11 protein-coding genes are annotated in these 13,551 nt (G+C 46.4%); 5 read left to right on the top strand and 6 right to left on the bottom strand.

Annotated elements, in window-relative coordinates; all coding sequences use genetic code 11:
- The first annotated feature begins 124 nt into the window (after nucleotides 1-124).
- On the top strand, nucleotides 125-1,669 hold the full coding sequence (locus AAA952_RS03440; RefSeq protein ID WP_338254421.1) for a DEAD/DEAH box helicase: 1,545 nt from the start codon (nucleotides 125-127) through the stop codon (nucleotides 1,667-1,669).
- 194 nt (nucleotides 1,670-1,863) lie between these two features.
- On the opposite strand, the gene AAA952_RS03435 is transcribed toward AAA952_RS03440, so the two are convergent.
- The 3 genes from AAA952_RS03435 to AAA952_RS03425 form a co-directional block, all read right to left on the bottom strand.
- A complete protein-coding gene (locus tag AAA952_RS03435) occupies nucleotides 1,864-2,640 on the bottom strand; it encodes a hypothetical protein (protein ID WP_338254419.1) in 777 nt (258 codons plus the stop codon).
- 585 nt (nucleotides 2,641-3,225) lie between these two features.
- Nucleotides 3,226-4,602 carry an ATP-dependent RNA helicase DbpA gene (gene dbpA / locus AAA952_RS03430; protein ID WP_011847678.1) on the bottom strand — a complete coding sequence of 459 codons (1,377 nt, stop codon included), beginning with the start codon at nucleotides 4,600-4,602 and terminating at the stop codon, nucleotides 3,226-3,228.
- Between the two features lie 339 nt (nucleotides 4,603-4,941).
- The gene (locus tag AAA952_RS03425) at nucleotides 4,942-5,799 is read right to left on the bottom strand and encodes a pirin family protein (RefSeq protein WP_338254417.1); all 858 of its coding nucleotides are present in this window, start codon (nucleotides 5,797-5,799) and stop codon (nucleotides 4,942-4,944) included.
- 650 nt (nucleotides 5,800-6,449) lie between these two features.
- On the opposite strand from AAA952_RS03425, the gene AAA952_RS03420 reads away from it, so the two are divergent.
- Nucleotides 6,450-7,001: an outer membrane beta-barrel protein gene (locus AAA952_RS03420; RefSeq protein ID WP_113939043.1), complete on the top strand. Its 552-nt coding sequence runs from the start codon at nucleotides 6,450-6,452 to the stop codon at nucleotides 6,999-7,001.
- Nucleotides 7,002-7,370: 369 nt separating this feature from the next.
- Here the strand turns inward: AAA952_RS03420 and prmC are convergent, their stop codons facing one another.
- From prmC to hemA, 3 genes are read right to left on the bottom strand one after another with little or no spacing between them, the layout of a single operon-like run.
- Complete coding sequence (gene prmC, locus AAA952_RS03415; RefSeq protein ID WP_198571870.1) at nucleotides 7,371-8,219, bottom strand: peptide chain release factor N(5)-glutamine methyltransferase; 849 nt, start codon at nucleotides 8,217-8,219, stop codon at nucleotides 7,371-7,373.
- A gap of 2 nt (nucleotides 8,220-8,221) precedes the next feature.
- Entirely contained in the window at nucleotides 8,222-9,313 is a 1,092-nt protein-coding gene (gene prfA / locus AAA952_RS03410; RefSeq protein ID WP_131523734.1) for a peptide chain release factor 1, read from the bottom strand.
- Between the two features lie 14 nt (nucleotides 9,314-9,327).
- Entirely contained in the window at nucleotides 9,328-10,578 is a 1,251-nt protein-coding gene (gene hemA, locus AAA952_RS03405) for a glutamyl-tRNA reductase (RefSeq protein WP_028761678.1), read from the bottom strand.
- A 253-nt stretch (nucleotides 10,579-10,831) separates the two neighbouring features.
- Between hemA and lolB the strand changes: the two genes are divergently transcribed.
- From lolB to AAA952_RS03390, 3 genes are all read left to right on the top strand, one after another.
- Entirely contained in the window at nucleotides 10,832-11,476 is a 645-nt protein-coding gene (gene lolB / locus AAA952_RS03400; RefSeq protein ID WP_338254409.1) for a lipoprotein insertase outer membrane protein LolB, read from the top strand.
- Between the two features lies 1 nt (nucleotide 11,477).
- The gene (gene ispE, locus AAA952_RS03395; RefSeq protein WP_338254407.1) at nucleotides 11,478-12,332 is read left to right on the top strand and encodes a 4-(cytidine 5'-diphospho)-2-C-methyl-D-erythritol kinase; all 855 of its coding nucleotides are present in this window, start codon (nucleotides 11,478-11,480) and stop codon (nucleotides 12,330-12,332) included.
- A gap of 112 nt (nucleotides 12,333-12,444) precedes the next feature.
- Nucleotides 12,445-13,392: a ribose-phosphate pyrophosphokinase gene (locus AAA952_RS03390; RefSeq protein ID WP_006080255.1), complete on the top strand. Its 948-nt coding sequence runs from the start codon at nucleotides 12,445-12,447 to the stop codon at nucleotides 13,390-13,392.
- The last annotated feature ends 159 nt before the right edge of the window (nucleotides 13,393-13,551 follow it).

The following is a 13,551-nucleotide window of genomic DNA, read 5'->3' as shown; positions in this document are numbered from 1 at the left end:
AAACCCTATGCAAAAGTCTTTATTCGATGGCACTTAGGGCCCCGATCCTGTAAGCTGCACGCCCGCCAGCAGACCTGGCTATTGACCATAAATGCAGCAAAGCGTTGCCACAAGAGACCAATCTATGAGTTTTACCTCCCTGGGCTTATCGGCCCCGATACTTAAAGCCGTTGCCGAACAAGGCTACGACACACCTTCGCCAATCCAAGCTCAAGCAATTCCCGCTGTGCTTCAAGGCAAAGATGTGATGGCGGCCGCCCAAACAGGAACAGGTAAAACAGCAGGTTTCACCCTACCTATGCTCGAACTCCTGAGTAAAGGTAACCGTGCCCAAGCAGGCCAAGTGCGCGCATTAGTGTTAACTCCAACACGCGAATTGGCGGCTCAGGTTGCAGAAAGTGTTGAAACCTATGGTAAAAATTTACCACTGCGCTCAGCGGTGATATTTGGTGGCGTGCCTATCAATCCACAAATCGCGAAATTGCGCCACGGTGTCGACGTATTAGTCGCCACACCAGGTCGATTGATGGATTTGTACAATCAAAAAGCGGTGAAATTCAGCCAGCTTGAAATCTTAGTATTAGATGAAGCCGATCGCATGCTCGACATGGGCTTTATCCGCGACATCCGTAAGATCCTGGCCATTTTACCTAAGCAACGCCAAAACCTGATGTTCTCAGCCACCTTCTCCGATGAAATTCGTGAGCTGGCAAAAGGCTTAGTGAACAATCCGGTCGAAATTTCGGTCACGCCACGTAACGCGGCGGCGACCACAGTAAAACAATGGGTTTGCCCTGTCGATAAGAGCCAGAAATCGGCACTGTTGATCCAACTCATCAAGCAAAACAATTGGCAACAAGTGCTGGTATTCTCGCGCACTAAACATGGCGCTAACCGTCTGGCGAAAAGCCTTGAAGATGCGGGTATTAAAGCCGCCGCTATCCACGGTAACAAGAGCCAAACAGCGCGCACTAAAGCCTTGGCCGACTTTAAAAATGGTCAAGCTCGCGTACTGGTTGCGACCGATATCGCCGCCCGTGGTTTGGACATTGACCAATTGCCACAAGTGGTTAACTTCGACTTACCGAACGTGCCTGAAGATTATGTGCATCGTATCGGCCGTACTGGCCGCGCTGGCGCATCGGGCCAAGCCGTGTCACTGGTAAGTAACGAAGAAATCAAACTGCTAAACGATATCGAGCGTTTAATCAATCGCGTATTAGACCGAGAAATGGTTGAAGGCTTTAACCATGAATTGCCAGAATCACGTTTGGGTGGCGGCGGAAAAAGTAGTGGTAAATCAGTACCAAGCCGTAGAAATACCCGCAGCTCAAACCAACCTAGCTCACGCGATGGTGCCCCAAGAAGCGCCGAGCATAAAGATGGTCAACGCAGCGGTGACGTCGCGCGCGGTCACAAGCCAAACGACAAGAATCCAAGACACAGCGGTGAAGCCAGTAGCGCACCCCGCAGTGATGCCAAGCCTCGTCCACCACGTTCAAACGATGGCCGAGCCAATAGCGCAGGCGCTAGTCGTCCAACTGAAAGCCGTTCAGGTGCTGGCGAGAATCGTGGCCAAGCGGGTGAGAATCCTTACGCCAATGGCCCAAAGAAAAACACCCGTCGCCCAAATAACGGTGCGAGTCGTCCAAGACATTCACAGGATTAATGCAAAAGCTAAGCAAACTTGCTTAGCGATTTAGTCGTATTAAGTCCTAAACAGAAACGCCCAACTCCGTATGGAATTGGGCGTTTTTGTTTGTCTTAGTTTGTCTTTATCGATGCTTAGCTCGTTATCTACGCTTTGAACAATAATCGGCTTGAACAATCACGGCCTTAAACAACCTAAAACGGCAACCTAAGCTAATTCGCCTTTGTATCTGGCAACTGCTGTAAGACTTCATCCGTAAAATAGGGTTCATCTTCAACCCAAAAAATGTAGTCTAAGCCTAGGTAGTTTTGCGCAAAATCCAACAGCTCAGGCACAGTATTCTTTTTACCCGTTTTAGGATTAATCTGCCGCAAATTACCGTCTTGCACCGCCATACCTTTCACCAGTGTCGCTGGGTACTCTTTAATAAAGGCATAACTTTGTGCCATATGACTTTTACGGTAAGGCATCAGATCTGGGCCACCCACACCCATGTTGAGCGATTTGGCTTGCGCAAATAAGCCTCGCATATAGCCTTTGTCATTCCATGGCAGCCATTCGTGCGGCAAAAAGTTCAAATACACCATAGCGGTTGAATGCTGAAATGACTCAGCTAATACCTGAATATTCTCGCCAATCGCATCGATATAGGCTTTAGGATTAAAATCACTGGGGAAGGTGGTCGTTCCATCGGCGTTTTCAGTCCCCACATCAATTGAGCTTTCACTAAAGTTAATGCCCGCAATTTTCCCATCAAACTCTTGGCCAAGCTGACGCACCAATTGTTGATAACGCGCACGCACTGAGGGCTCCCACATTTTGGCTGACCAGCCATACTCATCATCCGTCACCGGTTTATTGGGATCACGCTCTGGCGCGCTCAACATGCTTTGCTTCAACACACCGCCTTGATAAATAGGATCATCGAGCAAATAATGCGGCACGTTGACTCTGGGCGTAAAGGATTTCTCTTGCAGCTGGAACCACAATTTTTTGCCTATCGAATCGAGATACGCAATATCGGCCCTAATCGCGCTGAAATCATATTCGCCCTGCTTAGGCTCTAAACTGCGCCAAGTATAAACAATCTGCGCACCGCCAAAACGGGGATCGCGCAGCGCCTTGTCGGCACGAATGTTTTCTCCGTTGGCCTCACGATGATTAATGTAGATGAAGTGCTGTAACGGTTGCGACTCTGACTTAGACTCCGGTTGCGGCTCTGGCTAAATTGATGCAGCGCTCGCTGCGCTTAAAAAGATGCTTAGTAAAATAGTCCATCGAAACATAAATACTCCAAACCGATGCAGCCTTATCACCTGACAAAGCCGTTAATCCGCTCATTTATTTTTTACTCAGAATCACTTCTAACACAGGCAAGCTGAGGGGCATATCAATTAAGCAGACAAATACAAAGTGTTACTTAATCGCCCAATAAGATTCGAGGTGAAGTAGACACAAAGGTGTAGTGACTACAGCTATAAAACCCAACAAAAAAGGGAATAAACCTGAGTTTATTCCCTTTAAAAATAGAGCGAATTAAATCGAGGTACGATTCAACTCAAGCTAGGCCAAACTTACTTCATTGGCCAAGCGCGGTAAGATTTCCCTTTAATGCGGCCGCCAGTAATTTTGTTCAGTGCTTTTTTGGCAACCTTACGATTAACGGCCACATAGGCGCGGTAATCTGTCACTTGGATTTTACCCACCTGTGAGCCTTCGATACCGTTTTCGCCTGTCAGCGCGCCTAAGATATCCCCTGGACGCAGTTTTTCCTTCTTACCACCATCGATCTGCAGAGTGATCATGGTTGGCGCTGCAGGCGTGTTGCCGAGCAGGCTTTCAGATGGCAGTGATTCACTGGTAATTTCGCGCTCTAAATACTCTTCTAACAAGGCAATTTTATAACCGTCTTGGTCGTTATAGAAGGTATAAGCGGCACCTTTACTGCCCGCACGGCCAGTACGACCGATACGGTGAATGTGCACTTCGGTGTCATAGGCGACGTGATAGTTAAACACGGCATCGAGCGCATCGATATCCAAACCACGGGCAGCAACGTCAGTCGCCACTAATACACAGGCACTCTTATTAGCAAATTGCAGCAGGGTTTCGTCCCTGTCTCTTTGCTCTAAATCGCCGTGCAAAGCCAATACGCTAAAACCTAAACCTTCAAGCTCATCGGCCACTTTTTGGGTTTCGCGTTTAGTGTTACAGAACACCACAGCACTTTCAGGCTTATGTTCTAACAACAATAATTGCAGCGCTTGCATACGCGCCTTGTCATCGTCTAAATGATAAAAATGTTGGGCTATGCTTAAGCTGTCGTGATTACCTTCAACTTTAACCATGCTTGGGTCATACATGATTTGTTTAGCAATCGATTGAATTTGCTCAGGGAACGTCGCGCTGAATAGCAGCGTCTGACGCTCACGCGGGGCTTGTTCGATAATCGCATCTAGAGCGGGTTGGAAGCCCATTTCTAACATGCGATCGGCTTCATCGAGCACTAACATGTTGAGATTGCTTAAATCTAAGCGATTGCGATCTAAGTGATCGACGATACGACCCGGCGTACCCACAATAATGTGTGCGCCGTGTTCCAGCGAGCCAACCTGTGGCCCCATAGGCACACCGCCGCAAAGTGTCAGTACTTTAACGTTATGAATACCACGGGCAAGGGTACGGATTTCCTGCGCCACTTGGTCGGCCAACTCGCGGGTTGGACATAACACTAAGGTTTGAATGCGAAAGCGTTTAACGTCTAACTTGTTCAGTAATCCTAAGCCGAAGGCGGCCGTTTTACCCGAGCCAGTTTTACCCTGACCTATCACATCCTGCCCCGCTAAAATGGGTGGCAAACTTTGCGCCTGAATTGGCGTCATCTCGTTGTAGCCCATAGAAGAAAGGTTCTCAAGCAGTTCGGGTTTTAGCTTAAGAGTCGAAAAAGCCATTGATGGATTAGGCTTAGTATCAGAGTTGCTCAAGGTGAATATCCTGTGGTGGGTAACGAAGCGGCTGCTAGGTTACTGAAATTGCGTTACTTATCGATTAAACTGTTCTATCAAGATTCAGGTTAGCTTTGGACTAGCTTGAGTTTAGATTTAAGCTCTAGGCTCGCTCAACCCAAAAGCACGGCTATTGTAGCAACAAAGCGCGGCTTTTGCCTCAAGTCCTTAAGTAATAGACATAGCAGGCGTGAACAGCAACAAAAAAGCCCTGTAGCAATACAGGGCTTAGACTTAGATTTAGGTTTGGGTTTAGAATTCTCTCAGCGCGGCAGATTTAACAAATTACGCGATGTGGCCGAAACGCCCTGCTTGATAATCGCGAATCGCCTGCTGAATTTCCGCTTGGGTGTTCATCACAAAGGGCCCCATCTGGACGATTTTTTCACGGATAGGTTTACCCGCAAACAGTAACATCCCAGCGCCGCGCTCATCGGCTTTAAGCTTAAGCACACTTTGGCTATCGAGCACTAAAAACTCGCCCTGATGATATGACCACTGTGAATCTTCACCTTTACTTAAGTCACCTTGGTACAAGTACAAGGCGACAAACTCATGTTGAGACAAATCGAGCGTGGCCTCAGCATTTGGTGCTAGGCTCAAATCAGCAATGCCTGCTTCGCCCGCTAACCCTTGAATAGCTGCACTAATAAGCGGTTGATCTTTAAAGCCCCAATCACCCGCTAAGGCTTTTAAGCTAGCACCTGTATCATTGGCCACTTCAACGCTTGCGCTACCCGCGGTATCTTGATACTTCGCTGGACGCAGCTTGTCTTTGGCGGGCATATTGACCCAAAATTGGAATCCATGCAGACCATCGACAGCATCGGCCAGCGGCATTTCAGAGTGCACTACCCCGAACCCAGTACTCATCCACTGCACATCGCCGGCACGAATAGCCTTCACATTGCCCATTTGGTCACGGTGCTCAAAACCGCCCTTACGAATATAAGTGAAGGTCTCCATTCCGCGATGGGGATGTGCGGGGAAGCCACCAATAAAATCTTGTTCATCATCGGATTTTATTTCGTCGATCATCAAGAAAGGATCAAATTTAGTCGTCACAAAATCGGCGACACGGCGAATATTGACCCCATCGCCATCCATCGCGGCTTGGGCGGAAAACTGACTTAATACTTTCATTGCTGCTCTCCTATCGGTTGAGCAAAGCGATACGTGAAACGCCAAGACCGTACGGCTAACACAAGACGCAAACGCTTTGCTGATGGAGGCAGAATAACAAGGAAGTTTACAAAAGAATAACGCGAAATCACGACCTAAACATTCGAAAAAATAGAACGGTATGCAGGAAGGAGCGAGTAACCTAGTGTTCTAACTGGATAATAAAATAGTGGTTTAGTTGCCAAATCTTGCACTTCGGATTTGAACTCGTGGCTATCAAAAATAGCGTTAACAAAAAAATTTAAATTATTATGGTACATAAAAAACAAACCTTAAATCTGAATGAAATAACTTCCATTCATTAAAAATGTATTTCCGCACACTGTATACAAATACAACCAACACAAAAAATACTATAAAAATCTAATTTAGTTCATTTAGAAACAATGAGGATTTAACAATAATTGCTGCTTACCAAGCAAAATACATAGCGAATTACTGAAGTCTAAGAAGAAATAATAAATTATTACATTTGTTTCAATATAAACTTACTGACATCTGTCTACTTATCGGGAGACCATACGAAATAAATAAAAATCAAAACATTTACAATTAGCAACCAAATCTGTTACTTTTAGCGTTCATGGATTAATGTGATTACAGGAAGTACAATGAAACGCTTATTTATACTTTTAGCTTTACTCATTTCCACTACAGCATCTAGCGCAGACGAAACCCATGGTTTCTCTGCAGGCTTGGGTTTAGGCTCAACAGAAGACTATGGGGGCTTTACCCATTATGATTTTGCCTATCGCTATCAATTCACCCCAGATTGGGGAGTAGAAGTAGGTTACACACCATTTCAAAGTGAGCCTTTTACCGCAGCAATACATGGTATTTTTGACGATTACGTGTTGGAGAACTCTTATTCCTCTCGGCTTGCTGGCACATATACATACCAAATATCAGCAAGACATAATGCGATATTTAAGGCCGGATTATCTCAATCTAAAGCTAATTATCAATTGAATGACTACGGAAATAGTAGTGATGATGTTATAACTATAGAGGAGTATTCAGACGATGGCTATGGCTTATATGCCGCATTAGGTTGGCGTTGTCGTTTTTATAATGGCTTCGAAATTATGACAACATTAGCCTACCAGGATTCTGGAGTATTTGAAATGACGAGCTTCACTGTAGGAATAGGCTACAGTTTCTAAAGCTATAAATTTAAAACCCATAATGCCAGTAAATACTGGCATTATGTTCCCAATAAAAAATTTAACTTAGAATTATAGTAAAAACCCATTTTTATCATAATTAATTACGTTATTTCTATTAACGCTATATAAAATTTATAGCAAATGCTGAAGAAAAATTTCCCATTCCACAGCTGATTAAACTATATCCCATAACTATATTTCCTAAGAATAGTCATCTTATATTCACTGAAGACACTATTTTAAGCAAATATCTATACATAAAAAACGCTATTGCAGATTGGCAATAGCGTTATATTTGAGATGGCAAGTTAATAAGTCTAAAGTCTCATCATTATTCTATGGGTCATCGAATTTATTTTTAGTAACTTACTCCGCCCATTTACCCATAGTGCATCTGTCATTACTGCCAAAGTCTCGCACTGTGGCGACATTCTCGTAGCCCAGTTCGATAAGCTTAGCCCTGAGTTTCACAGCCTGCTCAAAACCATGTTCGAGCAGGATATAGCCGTTAGGCTTTAAGTAATCTCGGGCAGTGTTGGCAATATAATAAAGATCGGCAAAGCCTTCCTCGGCGGCGGTTAACGCGCTTTGGGGCTCGAAACGCACGTCACCTTGGTGCAAGTGTTCGTCTGATTCATCAATATAGGGCGGATTTGAAACGATTAAATCAAAGTCCCGTGACTTTACGGCACTGAACCAGTCACTCTGGAGAATTTCGACCTGTGGCAGCTTTAAGTTCTCGCGGTTCGCGATAGCCAAAGCCACGGCATCATCGACTTTATCGACCGCGGTGATTTGCCATGACTCACGCTCAGACGCCAACGCCAGCGCAATCGCCCCAGTGCCTGTGCCTAAATCGAGCACTTTGGCGTAGGTGGAAAGCGGCATGTTCAAGGCGGTTTCAACCAGAATTTCCGTATCAGGACGCGGGATCAAAGTGGTGTCGTTCACGATAAAAGGCAACGACCAAAATTCGCGCTCACCGACAATATGTGCCACAGGTACGCCTTTTTGGCGTTTCTGTACCATTTGCTGGAAGCGTTTCCACTGTTCAACCGTTAGGGATTTTTCAGGCCAAGTATACAAATAGCTGCGGCTTTTATTGAGGCAATATAACAACAAAACCTCTGCATCCAGATGAGCGGATTCAGAGGTTGATGCTAACTGCACATAAGCCCATTGCAGGGCTTCGGCTATGCTAGATTGATCTGACAAAATTACCCCTGCTCGTCAGCCAGTGCGGCTAACTGATCGGCTTGATGCTCTTGCATCAGAGGCAATAAAATAGCATCGAGATCGCCTTCCATCACTTCGTTCAAGCGATATAAGGTCAAGTTGATGCGGTGTTCGCTCACGCGGCCTTGCGGGAAGTTGTAAGTACGTACACGTTCGGAGCGATCGCCACTGGCAACCAGACTACGACGGGTCGATTCTTCGGCGCTACGGCGTTTTTCGTCTTCAACAGCTTGAATACGTGCGGCCAGTACACTCATGGCTTGGGCACGGTTCTTGTGTTGCGAACGTTGATCTTGGCATTCCACCACGATCCCAGTAGGAATATGGGTGATTCGAATAGCTGAGTCAGTTTTGTTAACGTGCTGACCACCCGCACCCGATGAACGATAAGTATCGACTTTCAGATCGGCTGGATTAATTGAAATTGCTTCCGCTTCAGGCACTTCGTGAAGTACCACAACAGTAACCGCTGAAGTATGCACACGTCCTTGGGATTCGGTTTCTGGCACACGCTGTACACGGTGGCCGCCGGATTCAAACTTAAGTTTGCCGTATACGCCGTCACCGCTGACCTTCATGATCACTTCTTTAAAGCCACCATGTTCACCTTCGTTACAGCTCATGATTTCAATCTGCCAGCGATTCGCTTCAGCATAACGGCTGTACATGCGGAATAAATCACCGGCAAAAATAGCCGCTTCGTCACCGCCTGCACCAGCGCGGATCTCAACGAAGGCATTTTTATCGTCGTCAGGATCTTTTGGCAATAATAGAATTTGCAATTCGTCTTCGAGCTGCTCGAGTTTGGCCTTAGCGGCTTTCATCTCTTCCTGCGCCATTTCACGCATTTCAGCATCGTCTTCTTCCAGCATTTCTTTGGCAGAATCGAGATCGGCCTGCGCTTGCTGATAGGCTTTAAAGCCAGCAACAACGTCTTCTAACTGAGCATATTCTTTCGATAACGCACGAAACCTGTCTTGATCGGAAATGACGCTAGCATCACCCAGCAAAGCCATGACTTCTTCATTGCGCTCGAGCAAGCCTTCCAGCTTGCGGATAACGGATTCCTTCATTTAACTCGCTAACCTTAGTTTTTATCTAATCCAAGCGCTGATCTTAACTGACCGAGAGTATTCAAATCGCCCTGACGACTCGCTGCCGTGAGGGCCTGTGTCGGTGCGTGGATAAGTTTGTTGGTCAGGCGATTGGCTAGTTCAATCAATACCTGCTCAGTGTCTGAGCCCTGGGCTAATTTATTCAAGGCGCGTTCCACTAACTCATCTTTTACCGCCATGCTCTGGCTGCGATACTCGCGAATACTGTCGACCGACTCTAAAGAACGGATCCAATCCATAAATAGGAAAGATTGTTCTTCAGTAATTACTTCAGCTTGCTCGGCGGCTTCTTTTCGAGAAGCCATATTCTGTTCAATAATGCTATGCAGGTCGTCCACTGTATACAGAAACGCGTCATCCAAATCGGCGACTTCCGGCTCAATATCCCGGGGAACTGCTATATCAACCAATAACATAGGTTGATGGCGACGCTGCTTTAGCGCTTTTTCGACCATGCCTTTACCTAGGATAGGCAGAGGGCTGGCGGTAGAGGATATCACGATATCGGCTTTTGGGAGATAATCTGGTATCTGCGCCAGTGTAATTGCTGTTGCGCCAAACTCCTCGCACATGCCTTGGGCACGTTCTAACGTCCGATTTGCTACGACCATTGAAGCCACGCCGTTGTCTTTAAGATGCTTCGCAACCAGTTCTATGGTTTCACCTGCGCCAATCAACAGTACTTTAGTGGTCGATATCGATGAGAAAATATGTTTCGCCATGCTTACCGCGGCAAATGCCACAGAAACTGCAGCGGCGCCAATTTCAGTGTCAGTGCGGACTTTCTTAGCGACTGAAAAAGTGTTCTGAAAGAGTCTATCTATGGTTAGTGCAACCGTACCAGCCTCTTTGGCCTTAACGAACGCTTGCTTTACTTGACCGAGAATCTGCGGCTCACCAAGGATCAAAGAATCGAGCCCAGAGGCTACGCGCATCAAATGCCTGACGGCATCTTGACCGTGATAGTTATAGAGACAAGGTGCTACATCCTCATGATCTAGGCCGTGATATTCTTCAAGCCACGCAATAATGTCGGCCTCATCGCCGTTGTTGCAATACAACTCAGTGCGATTACAGGTTGAGACAATAACGGCTTCACCCGAGCGTGTACGACTGGCCAGACTCTTCATAGCATCATGAATTTTGTCCGGAGAGAAGGCAACTTTCTCACGCAGGTCTACCGTGGCTGTTTTATGGTTAATACCGATTGCTACAAGGCTCATCTGACTCTTTCTAGATTCTTGGCGACTCTCTTAATAAGGGCATTCTACTGAATTGGCCCAACTAAAAACAGAATACGCTTAACAAAACCGAATAAAGGTCTAACTTCTTACCTAAATTTTCTATCAATAATAGGTAAGGCAAAATTTGCCCCAAGGGAGCAAATCTAAGTGACCGCCGATGGAAATTTTACGTTTGGCATTGGTATTCTTTCCAAGCCCTCGTATCATAAGGACTTTGGTATATCAGTCATAGATGAATAATTTGAAGCGCCTCACAAAAACCATTTTCTCTTGTTTTACCTTAAGCGCCCTACTCTTGCTGGCGGGGTGTGAAACCTTGCCGCCGATGACTGACTTAAGCCCAATCACAGTCAATGATGCGCGCCAAGCCAAAGCTTGGGAATTACAGGGAAAACTAGCGATAAAAACTCCCGACGATAAACTCAGTGCCAATATCTACTGGCGCCACAGTGAAGATCGCGATGAACTCACACTCACGACTATGCTAGGTACAACGGTGTTGACGCTTAATTCAACCTCGAACTCTGCTCATTTACATATCGATGGCAAAGATTTTCGCGACGATAATGCCCAGCGTTTACTCGAGCGCGTCAGCGGTTGGTCCATCCCCTTGGCCGATTTACCTTTATGGAGCACCGGCCAAGTTGGCCCGAATGATCAAGTACTTGAAAGCGATAGCCAAGGCAAACCTAAACAGCTCACGAACACTCAAACCCCACCGCCTTGGCAGGTCACATTTTTAAGTTGGCAATCCCAGAGCGGCGCCAACGTGCCCCATCAATTAAAGCTTGAGCGTGGTGACTTACAACTCAAACTACAATTGAATCAATGGCAAGCCCTCGGCAAGCCTGCAATCATACTCGAAGAGAAACCTTAGCATGCCCGCAGCAATTTCACGCCATTGGCCAGCACCAGCAAAGCTTAACTTATTCTTACACGTGAATGGTCGCCGCGCAGATGGTTATCATGAACTGCAAACCTTGTTTCAGTTTATTAATTACTGTGACATGCTCGATTTTAAGGTCACTGAAACCGCAGAACTGATTTTGCACTCCAATATCTCTAATGTTGTCGCTGATAGCGATAACTTAATTCTGCGAGCCGCAAAATCATTACAACAAACCACAGGCTTTACTGGTGGCGCCGAGATCTGGTTGGATAAACGTCTGCCCATGGGCGGCGGTTTAGGCGGCGGCTCGTCAGATGCCGCCACCACTCTCGTCGCATTAAACAAGCTGTGGGGCACCCAATTATCGACCGAAGCATTAGCCAGTATCGGCCTTAAATTGGGTGCCGATATTCCTGTTTTTATTCATGGTTTCGCCGCTTTTGCCGAAGGTGTAGGTGAACGCTTACAAGCGGTAAATCCGAGTGAGCCTTGGTACTTAATCATCGCACCTGATGCCCATGTTTCCACCGCTGAAGTATTCCAAGATCCACTTTTACCACGTGATACCCCGAAACTGGCCATAGATACCCTAATGAACCAACCTTGGGCAAATGATTGTCAAAAACTAGTCGTTTCTAAATACCCTCAAGTTGCCAAGGCATTAGGCTGGCTGCTAGAATATGCGCCGTCGAGAATGACAGGAACAGGCGCATGCGTGTTCGGGGAATTCACACAAAAGCAACAAGCTCTCGCAGCCTTGGCGAAATTACCGTCTGAAATGCAAGGATTTGTTGCACAAGGGATGAATCTTTCGCCGCTCATCACGCGACTCAGTCACCCTTAAACTACTTTCTTCTAGAGTAACCACTTAACGATAACGCCTCGGGTTCCTCCCGTCCCTACATCGTCGTTACTCTAGCCACTAAAATATAAAGCAAACGCCTGAGGTTCATACAGTGCCCGACATCAAGCTCTTTGCTGGGAACGCCACCCCCAGTCTCGCTAAAAAGATAGCCGATCGTCTATTTTGCAAACTCGGAGACGCAGTGGTTGGTCGTTTCAGCGATGGTGAAATCAGTGTCCAAATTAACGAAAATGTACGTGGGGCCGATGTGTTCATCATCCAATCCACTTGTGCGCCGACAAACGACAACCTGATGGAACTCATCGTGATGGTTGACGCGCTGCGCCGTGCATCTGCTGGCCGTATCACAGCTGTTATTCCTTACTTTGGTTATGCTCGTCAAGACCGTCGCGTTCGTAGCGCCCGTGTACCTATTACTGCAAAAGTGGTTGCCGATTTCCTGTCTAGCGTGGGTGTTGACCGCGTTCTGACCTGTGACCTGCACGCTGAGCAAATCCAAGGTTTCTTCGACGTTCCTGTTGATAACGTATTTGGTAGCCCAGTGCTACTAGAAGATATGTTAGCGAAGAACTTAGATAATCCAGTCGTTGTTTCTCCAGACATCGGTGGTGTTGTTCGCGCTCGCGCAGTAGCAAAACTGTTGGATGATTCTGATTTAGCGATCATTGATAAACGTCGCCCACAAGCGAACGTTGCGCAAGTTATGCACATCATTGGTGATGTTCAAGGTCGTGACTGCATTATCGTTGACGATATGATCGACACAGGCGGCACTCTGTGTAAAGCGGCTGAAGCCTTAAAAGAACATGGTGCGAACCGCGTATTTGCTTACGCAACTCACCCAGTGTTCTCTGGCAAAGCGGCTGAAAATATCGCTAACTCAGTGATTGATGAAGTGATTGTGACTGACACAGTTCCTTTAAGCCCAGAAATGTTGAAAGTGGCTAAAGTAACTCAGTTAACTATGTCTGCGGTACTGGCTGAGGCAATTCGTCGCGTAAGCAACGAAGAGTCTATTTCTGCCATGTTCCGTCACTAACTGTTCCGTCACTCATAGTAGTCACTGAACGTTCTGACTAATCAGAGTGGTTCCGATGCACAGCTTACTGTTTTAACGAATCACTAAGCTTGCAGAGCTAATTACTCAGACATAAAAACGCACTCCTCGGAGTGCGTTTTTGTTAGTGTATTTTTTAAG

The sequence above is a fragment of the Shewanella sp. M-Br genome (genome assembly GCF_036245925.1).
GTDB classification, from domain to species: Bacteria; Pseudomonadota; Gammaproteobacteria; order Enterobacterales; family Shewanellaceae; genus Shewanella; species Shewanella oncorhynchi.
The sequence above is the reverse complement of the archived record's forward strand: the minus strand, read 5'-3'. Positions and strand labels throughout refer to the sequence as shown.